Source organism: Geodermatophilus africanus (assembly GCF_900107105.1).
GTDB lineage: Bacteria > Actinomycetota > Actinomycetes > Mycobacteriales > Geodermatophilaceae > Geodermatophilus > Geodermatophilus africanus.
In genome coordinates, this window is the sequence record NZ_FNOT01000002.1 from 206,678 (window position 1) to 223,414 (window position 16,737).

Consider the following 16,737-nt stretch of genomic DNA (forward strand, 5'->3'; position numbering starts at 1 on the left):
AGCTTGACCGACCGGGACTCGACCAAGCCGAATCTGAACGCGTCGTGCGGCGTGGACGCCGCCGGACGGTGCGCCCACGCCTGCCGGTCGGGCACCGCCGTGACCGCCGGGTGCTGTACCTCCGTGGAAGCTCCACCGCTGCTTACACTTGTGAGCAGGGGTGGAGCTTCCACGGAGGTGCTCGGCCGCTGGGCGTCGGGACCCGGTCGGCGTCGGGGGTCCGCCCCGCGCCGGGCGAGCGGGGCCCAGATCGGGTGCCGCCGGCCGGTTGGCCCACGCCGGTCACCCCGACCCGCCAACCGGTGTGAATGCCGCGGTGAGGCGGCCATGATCCTCTTCCGGGCGGGCCGTACGCGACCCCGACCGTGGGCTGGCGCGTCGCTCCGCGCGCCTCCGCCCCCGAGCAGGCGACGTGACCCCTGACGTCGATGTGCCGGCGGCTGTCAGGAGCGGAGCCCGCTACGGCATCTCGGGGGCGACGAGCGCTGCTCCGCACACCGGACAGAACCGGTCGCCGGACAACGCCCGCCCGTGCGCGCACGCCTGTTGGCGCAGGAACGACCGCACCGCGCCGCCCGCCACGTCCAGCGCTCGCGTGACATCGAAGCCGCCTTTGACGAGCAGCCGGTCCGCGTCGCCGTCGGCGATGTCGAGGGTGGGCACCGACGGGCCTGCCGTCCACGGGTCGACGCCGGGGTCCTCGTCCGGCGCGATCGTCACCCGCCACAGGCCGTGTCGCTCCCGCAGGTAGAACCCGCGCCCGTCGACGGTCCCGGCCAGCACGAACGGCGCTCCGTCGACCGCGATCCGGGCCCGGACCCCCAGCTCCGCGGCCCGCGCGGCCAGCGCCTGCCGCTCCTCGGCCCGCACCCGACCAGCTCCGAGCGGACGTCGGCCAGCGAGGCGAACAGGCGGTGCACCGCCGCCGCCCACTCCTCCGGCGTCTGCTGGCAGCCGCAGCCGACCTGTCCGGCGCTACCTTGTGCGCCGAGGCCGAGGCGCGGATGGCAGCCGCACGGGCAGTCCAGTGCGGCCGGCGGATCCGCAGCACGATCCCGTGCTCGGCGAGCGCGGCGACATCGCCTCCCTGAGCGGCCATTCGGCGGCGCGGCGTTCCTCCTGCCCGACACGGAGGGCCGCAGCCGACGCCGCGGTAGCGGCCTGCTGCTCGGGCGACCGTGTTGGCCACTGCCGAGGGCGGGGCTCGATGGTCATGGCCGGCATGGTGCCGGGACCGCCGCGCGGCAGCACGGGAGTTCTGACCTACGAAGGCGCCGGGTCGGGCGTGCCCGGGGTCAGTCGTCGTCCAGTCGGCGCACGGCCGCGAGGAAGGCGTCGGCGGCTGCGTCGACGGCCGCCAGCGCGTCCTCCGAGTCCCTGCCGGGAACCGCGCTCGGCGTGGCCGAAGCGGATCAGGTCGCGGAGCAGGTCCGCTGCGCGCGATCGAGGTGCGGCGTCCCGGGGTCGAGGCGCACGAGCCGCGGGTCGAGCAACCGGCGGACGTTCTTCGGGCTCCGGAGAAGCGGGTCACCGACGCCGTTGGCGCTGCCGACCACCAGTACCTCGTCGAGCAGCGGACGCAGGTGAGCACCTCCGGCAGGAGGCCACGCGGGGGCGTGGCACCCCGGGGGTCAGACGGGGATGACGCGGAGGTCGCTGACCTCGGCGAGTGTCTGGTAGTCCGCGTCCTGGGTGACCACCGGGACGTCGTGCGCGAGCGCGGTGGCGGCGATCCAGGTGTCGTTCACGTTCACTCGTCGTCCCGCCGTGGCCAGGAGGAGTCGCAGCCGGGCCCACTCGTCGGCCACGGCTGTGTCGACGGGGAGGGGATGGAGCCCGCCCACGGTCTGCAGGGTGGAGAGCCTGCGGGACCGCACCGAGACGTCGGTGGCGGCGAGGACGCCGGCGCGCAGCTCGCCGTAGGTGACCACCGAGACGGCGACCTCGTCCGGCAGGGCCGAGACGTCCAGACCCCGGCCTTCCTGGGCGATGAAGACGCTGGTGTCCAGCAGGCCGCGACTCACCGGATGGGCCCGAGCTCGTCGGTGTCCCCGGTGAGGGCGCGCAGGTCCGCCCGGAGCGCGGGATCGGCCTGGGTTCTCGCCAGCCGCGCGGCGAACACCGCCCTGGGAGTCCAGTGCGAACGCTGTTCCCGGATCGGGCCGAGCTCGGCCACGGGCTCACCGTTCACCGTCACCTCCACCACCTCGCCGGCAGCGGCCCGCCGCAGCACGCCTGCCGTGTCGTTGCGCAGCTCCCTGGATGCGACCCGCATGGCTACGACTGTAGGCCAGCTGTAGCAAGAGCACGAGTGACCGGAGACGCCTCGCTCAAGAAGAGTGGGCGGACGGCCGATACTCGTCGTACTCCCGTCCTAACCTGCAGTGCGGACCGAGGGGAGGGGGTGTGCGGTGAGCACTGCCGTCTGGGCCTTCATCGGCGTGGTGGTCGGCGGGCTGCTCACGGTCGCCGCCCAGGCCACCGCCGAGTCCCTCAAGGCCCGTGCCGCAGCCCGGGCCCGGCAGGAGCAGCGGGAGCGCGCGTCCCGGGAGTTCCAGCGCGACACCCTGATCGAGCTGCAGGCCGCCATGGCCGACTACCGGGCGGCGCTGTGCCGGGACAGGAGCCAGCTCCTGCCCCTGCGCAGCACGGAGGCACAGCTCTCGGCCGCGCGGTCGCGGTACCAGATGCTGGTGCACCGGGTGTCCTCGCCGGCCGCACGGGACGCGGCGCTGGCGTGGGAGACGGACGCACTGCCCTGGTTCCAGGGCGACGACTCCGGCACCGCCGCGGCGGAGGCCGAGGCGTGGGAGACGGCGATGCGGGTGACGGGCGAGGCCGTCCGCGCCACCGACTGAGGCCGTCAGGCGGTCTGCAGGCGCTCCGCGACGCCGTGGTCCCGGGCCGCCTCGAGGAGGTACTCGCCGAACTCCCGGCTGACGTGCTCCGCGCGGAGGGCCGCGGCCCCGCCGTCGACCAGCACCCGGGTGACGAGCTCGTCGGCGAAGGACGGGGTACCGGCGACCATGCGGCGGAAGTCGACCACGATGGTGGCGCCGGACATCCGGTCGGCGAGGCCGTGGACGAGGGCACGGGCGCGCTCGCGGCCGCCGCTCAGCTGGGGGACCTCGATCGGTGGGAGGACAGCAGGCACGGTCATCGACCTCCTCACAGGCTCAGGCGCACGTGGGCGAGCGTACCGGGATAGGACGCCGGCAGATCCGCCAGTTCGGGTTCCGATCGACCGCCCTGGAAGGTGCCGCTGGCGGCGCCGCTGATGAGCGTGACGCTGCCGCGGTGCTCGCCGGTGATGCCGATGACCCGGCTGATGCCGCGCCCGCGCCCGGGGCGGCCGATCGAGGTCACGTGCACCTGCGCCGCGCGCACGATCGCCGTCCGGTCGTCGGGCACGGGGATCGCGGCGGCGAGCCGTTCCCGCAGGCCGATGCCGCTGTCACCGACGGCGAACGAGATGTCGCCCCGGTTGTCGTACCGCTGGAGCGCCACGTAGCCGTGCGACCGGGTGCTGTGCTCCAGCACGTTCCGCGCCATCTCGTCGAGCGCGGCGTACAGCGGCTGGATGAGCTCGGGGTGGTCGTCGACGTAGGTCTGCACGAGGGCGGCGGCGACGGTGTCCAGCCCGGCCTCGCCGTCGAAGCGGCGCAGCTCGACCAGGCGGTGGCCGAGCCGGCGCTCCCGCACCTGGGGCAGGTCGTGGACGACGTCGAGGCCGGTGAGCTGCTCGCCGAGCCGCATGCGGGTGAGGTAGTTGGCGACGTCCCCGCCCTCGGGCTTGCGGAAGCGGACGGGACGGCGCTGCAGCGTCGCCCGCTCGGCGATGACCGCGAGGCTCACCAGGCCGGCCGGGTCGATGAACCGCAGCCGGGTCAGGTCGATCTCGACCGGCCCGGTGCCCGCAGGACGCAGGTGCCCGCCGACCTCGTCGTACGTCAACACGCCGTTCGTGCAGAGCGTGATGTCGACGCAATCGGTCCCGGTCATCTCCGTTACATCGTCCACGAGGGTCGGACAGTTGAGTGACGGTCCGCTCCATGTGCGTGACGAGGGGCGGGTCGCAGCCAGTCAGGACCGGACGCCCGAGGGGGTGTCGTAGCCGGGCAGCCACGGCCGGACCTCGGCGTCGACGGCGACGGTGGCGCCCAGTGAGCAGAGGACGCCGACCAGTCCGCTGGCCACGCGCTGGAGCAGCAGGTGGCGCGGCGGGACGGTCAGCCGGCGCTGGGTGCGGGAGGCGGCGCTGAACGGGTCGGAGGCGCGGCGGGTCTGCTCCTGCAGCCAGGTCCGCGTGAAGTGGTACGTGGGGCTGCGCAGCGGCTGCAGGTAGGGGTCGAGCAGTGCCTGCAGGGCCGGGGCGCCGACCTGGTCCGGCCGCAGCAGGCCTGCCGAGGCGGCGGTGCGGTGCAGTGCGGTGGCGTCGCCGTCGCGACCGGCGGCGAGCAGCGGGCCCAGGCGGTGCGGCCAGCCGTGCGGCAGGGCCTCGGTCGCGCCGAAGTCGAGGACGGCGAGCCGGCCGTCGGGCAGCAGCCGGAAGTTGCCGGGGTGCGGGTCACCGTGCAGCCGGCGGGCGCGCGCGGGAGCGGAGGCGAGCAGGCGGACCAGCAGCTGTCCGGCGTGGTCCCGGTCTGCCCGGGTGCCGCCGGCGATGACCCGGGACAGCGGCGTGCCGTCGACCCACCGGGTGACCAGCACCCTCCCCTCGACGGCCAGCACGTCGGGCACGGCGATGTCCGGGTCGTCGCGGTAGGCCTCGGCGAACGCCGTCTGGGCCTCGGCCTCGCGGGCGTAGTCGACCTCCTCGACGAGCCGGTCGCGCAGCTCGGCGAACAGCTGCCGGGCGTCGAGGCCGGGCGCGGCCGCCTGCACGATCGGGGTCAGCGTCTGCAGCCCCCCCAGGTCGGCGACGAGCGCCTCGCCGGCACCGGGGTACTGGACCTTCACGGCCACCGGGGTGCCTTCGGACCAGGTGGCGCGGTGCACCTGTCCCACACTGGCAGCCGCGGCCGGCCGGTCGTCGAAGTCGCGGAACAGCCGCCGCCAGTCGGCGCCGAACGACGCCCCGAGCTCCCGGTGCACCATGTCGGGCGGCATGGCCGGCGCCGCCTCCTGCAGCCGGACCAGCGCCTCGCGGTAGGGGCCGACCAGCTGGTCGGGGAGCGCGGCCTCCATGGCCGACATCGCCTGGCCGACCTTCATCGCGCCGCCCTTGAGCTGCCCGAGGACGGCGAACAGTTGCTCGGCGGTGCGCTGCTGCACCTGCGCGGCGACCACCTCGGCGGGGCGGCCGCCGAGTCGCCTGCCGATCCCGAGGGCGGTGCGGCCCGCGTACGCGGCCGGCAGCGCGGCGAGCCGCGCCGTCCGGGCCAGGCGGCCCCGCGGCGGCACGCCGTCCTCGGAGGTCACCGGCGGACGGTAGCGCCGACGACGCGGGTGTCGGCAACTCCGGCGGGGTCGTCGTCGCCGTGTCCGCACGTTGCCCGTCCGCGCGGGGCGAGGAGGCGGTGGTGGCACCAGCAGCGGGAGAGGAGCACGAGGTGCGCACGACCCCAGGGGTGCTGGTCGGTGCCTCGCTGGCACTGGGACTGGGGCTGGTCGGCTGCCGGACCGACGAGCGGGGGTCGAGGCGCCGTAGCTGCGCTGCGAAGAGCTGCGCCGGGCTCAGCCGCGGACCGCCAGCGCAGCTCGTACCACTCGTGATCGAGCGTGGGGTCCTCGTGGACCCCCCTTGCCCACTGCCTGGATCCGGTTGAGCCACGCGTAGGTGGCGTCACCCGGCCGACTCCTGAGCGTTCTGGCACCCCGCCGGACGATCAAGGCCTTCGGTCCCGGCTCCGGCGTCCGTGGCGCGACGGCGTGTCAGGCGCCCGTGCCCGGCATCGGGGGCAGTACGCCGGCCTTGGTCAGCCAGCCGAGCCAGTCGCCGAAGTGCCACGCCTCCGACACCTCGTCGCCGGACCAGTGCAGGACGTGTGCGCCCTCGCCGGTCGTGCGCTTCCCGGTGGCCTCGACCCCCGGCAGCAGCGGGGTCGTCCCGGAGAGGACGGCCTCGACGGTCCAGCGGTGCACCGAGGTGGCACCGTCGACGAGGTGCTCCTGCATCTGGACGTGGATCTCCGTGAAGCCCGCGCGGAAGCTGTCGACGAAATCGCGGAACCCGTCCCGGCCCATGTCCGGGAACGGGGGCGCGTGGTAGGTGAGGTCCTTGCTGAAGATCTCGTCCACGGCCGCCAGCTCACCCTGCTCCCAGACGGCGACGAAGCGGGCCATCGCCTCGCGCGCCCGTTCCTTCGAGACCGAGGCCGGGCTCGTTGCCTGCGTCATGGCACGACTCCTCCCAGGGGTTCCGTGACGCGTGCCATGCTCCTCCGCCCGGCGAGGAGGGCCAGGGGCGTGGGGCCCTCCCGGCCGGAGGCCGGGTCCTGCGGACGATGGACCCACGACTTCTCGGACGTCGATGGCGTCAGGCGCTCCACCCCAGGCCTCAGCGGAACCGCGTGGTGCCACAGCATGTGCCAGGGCTCCTGCCGCGCGGACCAGGTTGTGAACGACCAGGACGTCCTCTGGGCCCAGACCGACTCGAGTCCGGCCAGTGCCCAGTCGTGTGCCTCGGCGGTCAGGCGACCAGCCGGGATGCGCGAGCCCGCGCCGCAGAGGCCCCGGCGAACGTCATTCGGACGGTCGCCACGCTCTCGGCCTGGCGGAAGACCCTGAGGGCGACCTCGGACCCAGATTTCTCGACGAGCCATGGCACCACCGCTGACGTGTCGAAGTACGCGATCACCTGCGCTGCTCGGCGACCAGGTCGCTGACCGTAGGGGAAGCCTCGACGGGTCGGGGCGCCGAGCGCTTGCGCTGGCGGGCCGGCCGGACGAGCCCCTCGGCGATCAGCCGTTCCAACGGGCTGGGCTCGTCGACCGGGACGATCCGGGCGACCGGGCGGCCCTGGTCGGTCACCGTGACGGTGCGCCCGGCGCGCGCCTCGGCCAGGAACCGGCTCAGCCCGTCGCGCAGCTCCCGGATGCGCACTGGGTCCACTCCGACCTGTCTTGTGGCCACATGAAGTACGTAGCCACAATCGCATCTTGCCGCGCTGCCGGTGAAGCTCTCGTTCGACCGGTCGAGCCAGGCGTGGAGGTCCCCCGGATCACCTCCCGCGCTGCAACCAGCTCGCGACCTGCCGGACGAAGTCCGTCAGATCCCGATGCGCCACGGGCACGGCTGCGGCGACGATCGAGAGGTCAGCACGGGTGTACTCGTCTACCAGGATGTTGCGCAGCCCGACGGCGGCCACCAGGGAAGTGGCTAGATCCGTGCCGATCAGGCCGTGCTCGGCCGCAGCGCGGACGGCGTCGCGGTACGTCATGGGAACCGTCGTCGTCTCGGCGGCCAGCACGTGGCTGCACACCGCCACCATCAGGTCGACGGCCTGGGTGAGGGCTCGTTCCACCGCCAGGCGGAGGAGCACGTCCTCTGCGAGCCGGGCGCCGTCGATCTCCCCGACGAGGCGCAGCGCGCTGCCCAGCTCGTCGAGGGACCGGAGCTTGGCCTGCACCGAGGCGGGGTCGACCGGGCCGGGGCGTCACGAGGTCGCCATCCGCTGCAGGTCCAGGTCGCGCAGCCACGCCGTCTCGTAGAACGCGAGGGCCGCAGCCATCTGTGTCCGGGCGAAGAGGCCGGCCGATGCCTCGTACAGCGGTTGCGCGCCGACCAGTCCGGAGAACCGTGCCGTAGGTGAGGCGTCGTCGAGGACCAGCACGTCGACGGCGTCACTGGCGGTCAGGTCGGCGAGCTCCCCGACCAGCGCCAGCAGATCGTGCGTCCCTGCGGAGAGGGACACGGCGACATCGAGGTCACGGGCTCTCTCCGGGGTGCGGACAGCGCTGCCGAAGACGGTGATCAGCGCGACGCCGTGCCGACGTGCCAGATCGTCGAGCCGGCCGTCGTCGGCGGCGGCGCGCAGCCGGTCGAGCGAATCGGCGACGGACACGGCCCGAGGGTACGAGACGGTACGTCACCGGGATCCCTGATCACCGCCTACGGCAGTGCCGCGCCCGAGCGTCGCTGACCCGGTTGCCTCACCTGGACCGGGCCACCGCCTGCCGCGCCCACGACGCCTGCCGCTTCCCTTGCTTGTAGGCGGCCGGCAGACACCGCGCGCACGGTCGGTGGCCGGCCGTGACGGCCGTGGCCTCATCGGCGAAGAAGACGCGGTGCGGGACATGGTGACCTGCGGCGATGTGCCGACGAGCCGAGGGACAGTCGAGTCGCCCGTAGATCCGCATGGGTGTGTATCCGCCGAACGTCCCGGGAGTCGGAGACCGGTACGGAGCGCCGTCCCCACCGAGCATTGTGTACACAGGGTGATTCTGCGACTACTCGGTGTCCGCTCGGATAGGTGCTGCAACGCGGCGTGTCGCCCCCGCGCTGCCGGCCCGGCCGCCCTGCCACCCGTACCGGACCACTCGTACAACTCGAACTGCACCGAGCAGTCGGATCAGTGGACGGCGCGCTCCTGGCCGGCCCAGTAGGGCTCGCGCAGCGCCCGCTTGAGCACCTTGCCGGCCGCGGAGACCGGCAGTGCGTCGACGACGTCCATGGACCTCGGCAGCTTGTAGCCGGCGAGCCGGTCGGCGCAGAAGGCGCGCAGCTCCTCGAGGGTCACGGTGGCGCCGGCCGCCGGGACGACGACGGCGTGCACCCGCTCGCCCCAGGTCCCGTCGGGGACGCCGATGACCGCGCAGGTCGCCACCGCCGGGTGCTGGGCGAGCACGCCCTCCACCTCGATCGAGTACACGTTCTCGCCGCCGGAGATGATCATGTCCTTGAGGCGGTCGGTGAGGTACACGTAGCCCTCGTCGTCCATCCGGCCCGCGTCGCCGGTGTGCATCCAGCCGCCGCGCAGCCCCTCCGCCGTCTCCTGGGGCCGGTCCCAGTAGCCGAGCATCACGGAGCCGCCGCGGACGACGATCTCGCCGACCTCGCCGCGGGGCAGCTCGACGTCGTCCGGGCCGACGACGCGCACCTCGGCGTGCGGCGCGGCGCGGCCGACGGAGCGCCGGTGCCGCGGGTCCTCGTGGTCGTCCGCCGTGAGGAGGGTGGCCACGGGAGCGAGTTCGGTCATGCCGTAGGCCTGCAGGAAGCGGGCGTTGGGCAGCGCCTTCACCGCCCGGCCGAGCAGGGCGTCGGACATGGGGGAGGCCCCGTACATCACCCGCCGGACGCTGGTCAGGTCGAACTCGTCGACCCGGGGATGGTCGACCACGAGCTGGATCATCGTGGGGACCAGCAGCACGTCGGTGATGCCGTGCTCCTGGACGGCGGTCAGCACGGCGACCGGGTCGAACACCGGGATCATCACCTGCGTGCCGCCGAGCACGCCGCCGGTGACCCAGGTCGAGAAGGCGGCGAGGTGGAACATCGGCGCGGCGTGCAGGAGCAGGCCGCCGGGCGGGACGTGGTCGGTGGCCAGCGCGCCCATCGCCGACGTCAGCAGGTTGTCGTGGCTGAGCATCACGCCCTTGGACCGGCCGGTGGTGCCGCCGGTGTAGAAGACGCCGGCGAGCCGGTCGCCGCCGTGGCGGACGTCCTCGACCGGGTCGTGCGCCGCCACCAGCTGCTCGAAGGCGAGCGTGCCGTCGGGAGTTGGGCCGTCGCCGGCGTGGACGACGTGCTGCAGCCGGCCGTGCGCCGTCCGGATGCCGTCGACGCAGGCCGCGAAGACGTCGTCGACGACGAGGACACGGGCGTCGACCTCGGCGAGCGAGTCGGCGATCTCCGGGACGCTCCACCGGATGTTGACCGGGACGACGGCGCCACCGGCCCACAGCGTCGCGGCGAGGAACTCGTGATAGCGGTCGGAGTTGAGGGACAGGATGGCCGCGCGCTCGCCGTCGCGGACGCCGAGCTGCTGGAGCGCGGCGGCGAGCCGGGCGATGCGGTCGACCGACTCGGCGTGGGTCCGGGTGCGGCCGGCGCAGACGGTGGCGGTCTCGTCCGGGCGTTGCTGGACGTGGCGGTGCAGGCCCTGGGTGAGGTACACGGCGACCTCCCGATCCGGGTGGGGTCCGGATCGTGGCTCCTACGGTGCCCGCGTCGCCAGGGGCGGACGGCCCGGAGGCTCCGGGGGACCGCCCGGCTCACCCGACGACGAAGGCGGTGGTCGTCGGCCCCTCGGCGTCGATGCAGGAGCCGATGACGGTCAGGGTGCTGCCGTCGGCGGAGCGGACGATCGCGCCGAAGGCGCCGGCGCCGCCGCACAGTCCGACGACCGCGGTGCGTTCGCCGGTGTCGAGGTCGACCGCGGTCAGCTCGGCGGGCTGGTACGAGGCGGACAGGACCACGTAGCCGGCGCGGCCGTCGACGGCGAGGTCGAGGGCGGTGTCGTCGGTGCCCGTCAGGTCGGCCACGGTCCGGACCCGGCCGTCGGCGACGGTGACGAGCCGCCCGTCCTCCTGCGCCGCGCCGACGTAGGCGGCGACGACCACGGTGCCGTCGGCGGTCACCTGCAGCGCGGTCGGCGTGCTGACGCGCTCCGGGACGACCACGACCGGGTCGCCGACCACCCGCAGGTCGGGACCCAGGCGGAGGAGGACGACGCCGTCGTCGGGGGAGTCGGCCAGGGCGGAGAGGCCGCCGTCCGGTGCCGGGGCGAGGTGCGTGACCGGAGCGGGCGCATCGGCGGTGGCGCGGACGGCGCCGGTGCCGACGTCGACGGTGACCAGACGGGTCTCGCGGGCGAGGTGGAGCGTCTCCCCGACGAGGAGGACGGCGGTGGGAGGTCCGCCCAGGGGCAGCGGGAGGACGTCGCCGCCGGCCCGCGTCAGCGCGGCGCCGACCACGAGCGGCGTGCCGTCGTCGCTGATGACGAGCTCGCTGCCCGGCTCGACGGCCGGCACGGCGGTCGCGGCGCGGTCGTCCAGGTCGACCAGCCAGCTCTGCGGGGCACCGGCCGCGCCGACCAGGGCCATGGGCGGGCCCACGGGGCTCGGCGCGAGGTCGTGGACGACGACGTCCGTGCCGACGGCGGCGTCGAGGTCCACGGTGGCCAGGACCGTCCGGTACGGGGGAGGGGCGGGGTCGTCCCTGCCGGTGCAGGCGGCCGCGAGCAGGACGGCGAGGACCGTAGCGGCGGTGCGGGACATGGCGTCTCCCGGGCCGGGAGGCGAGGGTCCCGCCCGGAGGGCTCAGGGGACAAGCGGGCGGTCGGCAGCGCCAGGGGCGGACGGCTCCGTGGCCGCCCGCCCCTTCGCGTCAGCCGAGGGACGTCGCCGGCTCCCGGTCGCGCGAGGCGGCGATGAACTCCCGGACGACGGGGTAGACCTCGGCCTCCCAGCGGGACCCGCTGAAGACGCCGTAGTGGCCCACCTTCTCCTGCAGGTGGTGGCGCTTGCGCTCCTCCGGGATGCCGGTGCACAGCCGGTGGGCCGCCTCGGTCTGGCCGGGGGAGCAGATGTCGTCGTTCGCGCCCTCGACGGTGAGCAGCGCGGTGTGCCGGATGGCGCCGGGGTCGACGCGGCGTCCCCGCCAGGTGAAGCGGCCCTGGGGGAGCTCGTGCTGCTGGAAGATGCGGCCGACGGTCTCCAGGTAGAACTCGGCCGGGACGTCCATGACCGCGCCGTACTCGTCGTAGAAGGCGCGGGTGGTGGCGGCGCGGGCCGCGTTGCCGGTGACCAGGTCGCGGTACAGCCGCGCGTGCGCGGTGAGGTGCCGCCGGGGGTTCATCGACATGAAGGCGGTCAGCTGGACGACGCCGGGGTAGACCCGCCGTCCGGCGCCCGCGTACCGCGCCGGCACGGTGTCGACGACCCGGCGCTCGAACCAGGAGAGCGGCTTGGCGGTGGCCGACGTGTTGACCCGGTTGGGGTTGACGCGGGTGTCGATCGGGCCGGCCATGAGGGTCACGCTGGCGGGCTGGGCCGGGTCGTCGTCCTCCGCGAGCAGCGCGACGGCGGCGAGCACGGGGACAGCGGGCTGGCAGACGGCGACGACGTGCGTGTCGGGGCCGAGGTGGCGCAGCGCGTGCATGACGTGCTCGATGTACTGGTCGAGCCCGAAGGGCCCGTGCGAGGCGGGGATGTCGCGGGCGTTGTGCCAGTCGATGACGTAGACGTCGTGGTCGGACAGCAGCGTCTTGATCGTCGGCCGGATGAGCGTCGTGAAGTGGCCGGACATCGGGCCGACGACGAGCACGCGGGGCTGGCCGGTCACCGAGGGCTTGGCGAAGTGCAGCAGGGTGCCGAAGGGTGTCCTGAGGGCCTGGCGCTCGTAGACGTCCGCCTCGCGGTCGCCGACCGGCACGGTGGTGATGCCGAAGGCGGGGCGGTGGTGGGTGGGACGCGCGTTGGCGAGGATGTCGCAGGCGGCCACCATGTGACGGACGGCCGGGGTCCGGCCCAGCGGGGCCGGCAGGCCCTGCAGCGCGCGGGCGGTCCACTCGGACGCCGCGACGAGGGGCGCTCCCATCCGACGGTTCATCTCGTAAGCGCTGTAGAGCATCGGCCTGCCTGTCACTGGGTTGCGTCTGTCAAGTGACTTAGGTCACCGGTCGAGAAGGTTAACCCCTGTGAACGACGGTGGCGCGGCGACCCTCGGATGGGGGCGCGGCACGCGGCTCTTCGTGACACCGGCGCCCCTCGTGCACCAGTGACCACTCCAGCTCCGGACGTCGTGGACCTGCCCCGTCGCAGAAGCGCCCCGGCGACCACGGTCGCCGGGGCGCTGCGTCTCGGGCTCAGACGGACTCGGGGACGTGCAGGTGGGCGAGGACGAGGTCCATCTCGGCGACGTCGACGATCCTGGCGCCCATGGCCTGCGCGAACTGCTCGCGCAGGGTCCTCGCTTCCTTCCGGTCCCTTGCGACCCAGTTGCGGTCCTCGAAGCTGGTGACGCTGGCGGTCCGGCCGAGGCGCCGGTCGACCAGCATGCTGACGCTGCAGAATCCGGGCAGCTCTTGGAGCTTGGGCAGCAGGTTGTGCCGGTAGGCGTTGAGCAGGTCGTCGAGGTGGTTGGGGGCGATGCGGGCCCAGGTGACCTGCGCGCCGGCGCCGTCCCCGGCGGGGCGCTCCCGGTGCAGGACGGCGACCTCCCACTCCCGGATGTCGGCGTGCTCGCCGCCGAGGGTGTGCATGAGGCGGTGCTGGACGGTGCGGTCCTCGTGGGCGGTGGCGCGCATGGCCTGCTCGTCGACCCAGGAGGTCGCGACGATGCAGCGGCCGCTCTCGCGGTCGGCGAGCAGGGACAGGCCGACGCAGCCGTCGGTCTGCTTCACCGACGGCATCACCTCGTCGCGGACGTAGGCGATGCCGGCGTCGAGGTTGCTGAGGTTGCCGCGGATGCTGGTGGATCGGGCGTACATGCCACCTCCGTTCGGGCGGCGCCCCGGCGGCATCGCCACGAGGGCACCTTTTCGCCCGCAGGTCGACAGGGCAACCGCTTGTGGCTGCCGCTGGCGGGGTCAGTCCACAAGCCGCTCGAGAACCGCTAGGTCTCGGAATCAGTAGGTGCACGTCAACGCCGCACAGGCGGGGTCAGCCGCATCTGGTTGGCGCAAGCGGAGCCGGTCCAGGCCCCGCCCTCTGCCGGTCTCGGCAAAGTCATACGCGTCGTACAGTGGGTCACTGAACGACGTTCAGACGGCACAGCGGCCCGTGACTACCGGTCGCTGACGGAGCCTGCTACGTCCGCAGGACAACCCGTACCCAACGCAGTTGGTGCGATCGCGCACATGAGTAGGCGTGCGTACGCACTGTTGGGCAGCAGGCAGATCCTGGCCATTGGAAGCTTGGACCCATGTACGGAGAGGCGGTGGGTTGAGCCGGCCGCTTCGCCGGCGCAGACGTCGAGATTGTCATTGGCCGGGGCGATGCTCGGGAGGTGCGAGTCGGGCGTGGCGATGTCGTTGTGAACCTCGGGATCAAGAGCCGTGTACCTGGCGGGTCGCTCGACACCTACAGTATTGTCGACGCAATTGCGTCGACATCAGTCTGGGGGTTGGTCGTGGAACGAAGTCGACGGCCGCACGGAGAGTTGCGTCAGGCTATGATCGACTTCCTACGCGGCCGCACCGAGCCTGCCTCGATCTCTGACATCAAGGACGGGGTTAGGTCACGGGTTGGCAAAGCTCCGGAGTCGTCGTATCGGAGCGCGCTGCAGGATGAGCGATTCTTTGAGCGTGTCCGCCGAGGTGTCTACAAGCTGCGCAACGGTGCCTGAGGTGCTCAAGACCGAGTTGGACTTGATTCGCGCCTGCATCACTCTGGGGGCTTTAGATGTAGGAGGTCCTCTTTCGCCAGAGGAGGAGGCCGTCGCTCGAAGCGCAGCTGACTTGCCGGGACCCTCGCCGGAGTTCGTCAAGGAGCTTTGGCGAAGTATCGAGAGTGGTAGTGACCCGCTCGGGGACGCCTTCTGTGCACTCAGGGATGCTGCGACTCGCCGTAGTGACGGCGCGATCTATACGCCGTCCACGATTGTGGAACCGATGGTGGAGTGGGCGCTCCACCAGAGTCCGACACGAGTGGTCGACCCCGGCGCTGGATCTGGCCGGTTCCTGGCGGCCTTCCTGCGTCGGGACGCAGGGTTGCATGTTATTGCGATCGACCTCGATCCGTTGGCGACGCTTATGGCCAGAGCAACTTTGGCTGTATTTGGTGCACGCAATGCACGCGTCATCCAAGCTGACTACACCTTAGTTGAATTGCCGCAAGTCGAAGGCGTAACAGCCTTCGTGGGCAATCCTCCATATGTACGACACCACAAACTTTCCCGCACTGCGAAGGAGTGGGCGCAGCGAGCCGCCGCCGATCTCGGCTACAAGATCAGCGGCCTCGCTGGGCTTCACACCCACTTCATCTTGTCGACGGCTCTATTAGCTCGCCCCGGCGACGTGGGTTGTTTTGTCACTTCGGCAGAGTGGCTCGATGTCAACTATGGCGCCATTGTGCGCACACTGATGCTTGGCGATCTCGGCGCGGATAGTCTGCATGTCCTTGAACCAACCGCGGAACCTTTCGAAGGTACCCAAACGACTGCCGTAATTACAACGTTCAGCGTTGGCGAGCAGTCAAAGTCGGTGCGTATCAACGACGTGAACACCCTGGCAGAGCTCGGTGATCTGGTGAGTGCCGGCCGACCGATTGCACGTCAGCGACTCGCAGAGGAATCACGTTGGTCCGTTCTTGCGCGCACGCCGTCTATGACCCCGGATGGTTTTGTTCAGCTCGGTGAACTATGCAGGGTGCACCGAGGGACGGTGACCGGGGCTAATGCCATTTGGGTCCTTGCTCAAGCGGGAGCGCTGCCCGATTCCGTTCTATTCCCCTCGGTGACCAAGGCGCGGGAGCTATTTGCGGCCGGGCCAGTGCTGGCCGATGGGAAGGGGCTCAAGCTCGTCGTGGACATTCCCGCCGACCTTGACTGTCTCGAGTCTGATGAGCGCAAGGCGGTAGAGGTCTTTATTAAAAAGGCCAAGCAAGCGGGTGCCGATAAGGGCTACATCGCCTCCCACCGCCGCGCGTGGTGGTCGGTTGGCCTTAAGGGTCCAGCGCCTATCCTTGCTACCTACATGGCGCGCCAGGCGCCCGCCTTCGTCATCAACGCGGTAGATGCGCGTCATATCAACATCGCTCATGGGCTCTACCCCCGCCAAGAGTTAGATGCCCACGTGCTGTCTCGCTTAGCGGCGGCCCTTCGGACGGGAGTGATGTTAAGCCAGGGGCGCGTGTATGCGGGTGGGTTGACTAAGTTTGAGCCGAAGGAGATGGAGCGACTTATGGTGCCGGACTTGTCTATGCTGAGGAGTCATGAGCCTATCTCCACCGCGATCGACGCTTGAGCAGCTCCAAACTGGAGCCGACAAGGCCATCGACGCCTTCCGGAACGAACGCCTAAGCGAGGCGCGTGATGAGTACTCTGGTCACTTCGCTGAAGCTCGAAGCGCCATCGAGGGCCTTCTAGAGCTCTCGATGGATCTCACATCCCTACAGTCGAGTGGGGAGCTGGCGATTGCGAGATATCTAGAGGCGCTGCGCTACATCGCTGCTCCGCCGATATCTGAGGACGACTTGGAGACTCTTAGCGGAGTGGACAAGAGGTGGTTTAATGCGGCTAGTCAATCATCTGCCGTGGTGCGGACCATCGTAGCCCTGGTCGACCGTCAGCGGTTTCCGTGGCTGCTTGACGGTCGAGAGCCATTGCAGACCGAGCGGGAGGCGGCGATTGTGTCGACAGCTGCCCAGCTCGCCTCCAGTCGCATCCAGACGGCGCGGCGTATGGATTCAAAGGAAGCTCAGGAACAGTTGGTCAAGGCGACACTTCGATCAACCGGATTTGTCGAGGCAGAGCCTAGGGTGATCAACACGCTTCGTTCGGCACCTAGTCCGGGGGAGTTCTGCGGCGAGAGCATGCTAGGAAGTCGCAAGGCTGACATAGTCGTGGGTCTGTGGGACGACCGGGTGCTAGCCATTGAATGCAAGGTCAGCAACTCGAAGGTCAACTCGGTTAAGCGCATCAAGAATGACGCGGCGGTGAAGGCCAGGTCCTGGATTCAGGAATTTGGGACGCAACTTATCGTGCCGGCGGCTGTCATTTCTGGGGTCTTCCACCCGCCCAACCTGCTGTCGGCGCAGGCCGATGGTCTCACCATTTGGTGGGCCCACGACCTTGACCAGATGGTTGACTGGATCCGCCGCACGGGAGGGTAATCACGCTAACGTGAACACTGGT

General features: G+C 71.4%; 18 protein-coding genes. 3 read left to right on the forward strand and 15 right to left on the reverse strand.

Going from position 1 to position 16,737, the window contains the following annotated elements:
• Positions 1-459: 459 nt before the first annotated feature.
• From BLW63_RS03605 to BLW63_RS03615, 3 genes are all read right to left on the reverse strand, one after another.
• Complete coding sequence (locus BLW63_RS03605) at positions 460-870, reverse strand: hypothetical protein (RefSeq protein WP_091151582.1); 411 nt, start codon at positions 868-870, stop codon at positions 460-462.
• Between the two features lie 761 nt (positions 871-1,631).
• Positions 1,632-2,024, reverse strand: coding sequence for a type II toxin-antitoxin system VapC family toxin (locus tag BLW63_RS03610; protein WP_211516983.1), 393 nt, complete (start codon positions 2,022-2,024; stop codon positions 1,632-1,634).
• Entirely contained in the window at positions 2,021-2,275 is a 255-nt protein-coding gene (locus BLW63_RS03615) for a type II toxin-antitoxin system Phd/YefM family antitoxin (protein ID WP_091151584.1), read from the reverse strand. Before BLW63_RS03615 ends, BLW63_RS03610 begins: the two co-directional genes overlap by 4 nt.
• A gap of 136 nt (positions 2,276-2,411) precedes the next feature.
• Here BLW63_RS03615 and BLW63_RS03620 point away from each other — a divergent pair, with 136 nt between their 5' ends.
• A complete protein-coding gene (locus BLW63_RS03620) occupies positions 2,412-2,858 on the forward strand; it encodes a hypothetical protein (protein WP_091151587.1) in 447 nt (148 codons plus the stop codon).
• Positions 2,859-2,863: 5 nt separating this feature from the next.
• Here the strand turns inward: BLW63_RS03620 and BLW63_RS03625 are convergent, their stop codons facing one another.
• From BLW63_RS03625 to BLW63_RS03680, 12 genes are all read right to left on the reverse strand, one after another.
• Positions 2,864-3,160, reverse strand: a complete 297-nt coding sequence (locus BLW63_RS03625; RefSeq protein WP_091151589.1) for a hypothetical protein — start codon at positions 3,158-3,160, stop codon at positions 2,864-2,866.
• Between the two features lie 8 nt (positions 3,161-3,168).
• Positions 3,169-4,002 (reverse strand): ATP-binding protein, encoded by an 834-nt coding sequence (locus BLW63_RS03630; protein ID WP_091151592.1) that lies wholly within the window; start codon positions 4,000-4,002, stop codon positions 3,169-3,171.
• 81 nt (positions 4,003-4,083) lie between these two features.
• Entirely contained in the window at positions 4,084-5,421 is a 1,338-nt protein-coding gene (locus BLW63_RS03635; RefSeq protein ID WP_091151594.1) for an ABC1 kinase family protein, read from the reverse strand.
• Between the two features lie 453 nt (positions 5,422-5,874).
• On the reverse strand, positions 5,875-6,339 hold the full coding sequence (locus tag BLW63_RS03640) for an ester cyclase (protein WP_091151597.1): 465 nt from the start codon (positions 6,337-6,339) through the stop codon (positions 5,875-5,877).
• Positions 6,340-6,795: 456 nt separating this feature from the next.
• Positions 6,796-7,044 carry a type II toxin-antitoxin system Phd/YefM family antitoxin gene (locus BLW63_RS03645; RefSeq protein WP_244522330.1) on the reverse strand — a complete coding sequence of 83 codons (249 nt, stop codon included), beginning with the start codon at positions 7,042-7,044 and terminating at the stop codon, positions 6,796-6,798.
• Positions 7,045-7,162: 118 nt separating this feature from the next.
• The gene (hepT, locus tag BLW63_RS03650) at positions 7,163-7,570 is read right to left on the reverse strand and encodes a type VII toxin-antitoxin system HepT family RNase toxin (RefSeq protein ID WP_091151600.1); all 408 of its coding nucleotides are present in this window, start codon (positions 7,568-7,570) and stop codon (positions 7,163-7,165) included.
• Positions 7,571-7,597: 27 nt separating this feature from the next.
• Positions 7,598-8,005 carry a nucleotidyltransferase family protein gene (locus BLW63_RS03655; RefSeq protein WP_091151602.1) on the reverse strand — a complete coding sequence of 136 codons (408 nt, stop codon included), beginning with the start codon at positions 8,003-8,005 and terminating at the stop codon, positions 7,598-7,600.
• Positions 8,006-8,093: 88 nt separating this feature from the next.
• A complete protein-coding gene (locus BLW63_RS03660) occupies positions 8,094-8,366 on the reverse strand; it encodes an Ada metal-binding domain-containing protein (protein WP_139263487.1) in 273 nt (90 codons plus the stop codon).
• Between the two features lie 146 nt (positions 8,367-8,512).
• The gene (locus BLW63_RS03665; protein WP_091151606.1) at positions 8,513-10,057 is read right to left on the reverse strand and encodes an acyl-CoA synthetase; all 1,545 of its coding nucleotides are present in this window, start codon (positions 10,055-10,057) and stop codon (positions 8,513-8,515) included.
• A gap of 97 nt (positions 10,058-10,154) precedes the next feature.
• Positions 10,155-11,159 carry a hypothetical protein gene (locus tag BLW63_RS03670; protein ID WP_091151609.1) on the reverse strand — a complete coding sequence of 335 codons (1,005 nt, stop codon included), beginning with the start codon at positions 11,157-11,159 and terminating at the stop codon, positions 10,155-10,157.
• Positions 11,160-11,268: 109 nt separating this feature from the next.
• A complete protein-coding gene (locus BLW63_RS03675; RefSeq protein ID WP_091151611.1) occupies positions 11,269-12,513 on the reverse strand; it encodes a polyhydroxyalkanoate depolymerase in 1,245 nt (414 codons plus the stop codon).
• Positions 12,514-12,748: 235 nt separating this feature from the next.
• Complete coding sequence (locus tag BLW63_RS03680) at positions 12,749-13,372, reverse strand: hypothetical protein (protein WP_091151613.1); 624 nt, start codon at positions 13,370-13,372, stop codon at positions 12,749-12,751.
• A gap of 858 nt (positions 13,373-14,230) precedes the next feature.
• Here BLW63_RS03680 and BLW63_RS03685 point away from each other — a divergent pair.
• Positions 14,231-15,847, forward strand: a complete 1,617-nt coding sequence (locus BLW63_RS03685) for an Eco57I restriction-modification methylase domain-containing protein (RefSeq protein WP_091151615.1) — start codon at positions 14,231-14,233, stop codon at positions 15,845-15,847.
• Positions 15,816-16,715 (forward strand): XamI family restriction endonuclease, encoded by a 900-nt coding sequence (locus BLW63_RS03690; protein WP_091151617.1) that lies wholly within the window; start codon positions 15,816-15,818, stop codon positions 16,713-16,715. Before BLW63_RS03685 ends, BLW63_RS03690 begins: the two co-directional genes overlap by 32 nt.
• Positions 16,716-16,737 lie beyond the last annotated feature (22 nt).

Coding starts and splice junctions, on each gene's coding strand:
- BLW63_RS03615 (WP_091151584.1), bottom strand. CDS start 2,275: ATGCGGGTCGCATCCAGGGAGCTGCGCAACGACACGGCAGGCGTGCTG.
- BLW63_RS03625 (WP_091151589.1), bottom strand. CDS start 3,160: ATGACCGTGCCTGCTGTCCTCCCACCGATCGAGGTCCCCCAGCTGAGC.
- BLW63_RS03630 (WP_091151592.1), bottom strand. CDS start 4,002: ATGACCGGGACCGATTGCGTCGACATCACGCTCTGCACGAACGGCGTG.
- BLW63_RS03640 (WP_091151597.1), bottom strand. CDS start 6,339: ATGACGCAGGCAACGAGCCCGGCCTCGGTCTCGAAGGAACGGGCGCGC.
- BLW63_RS03660 (WP_139263487.1), bottom strand. CDS start 8,366: ATGCTCGGTGGGGACGGCGCTCCGTACCGGTCTCCGACTCCCGGGACG.
- BLW63_RS03670 (WP_091151609.1), bottom strand. CDS start 11,159: ATGTCCCGCACCGCCGCTACGGTCCTCGCCGTCCTGCTCGCGGCCGCC.
- BLW63_RS03675 (WP_091151611.1), bottom strand. CDS start 12,513: ATGCTCTACAGCGCTTACGAGATGAACCGTCGGATGGGAGCGCCCCTC.
- BLW63_RS03680 (WP_091151613.1), bottom strand. CDS start 13,372: ATGTACGCCCGATCCACCAGCATCCGCGGCAACCTCAGCAACCTCGAC.
- BLW63_RS03690 (WP_091151617.1), top strand. CDS start 15,816: ATGAGCCTATCTCCACCGCGATCGACGCTTGAGCAGCTCCAAACTGGA.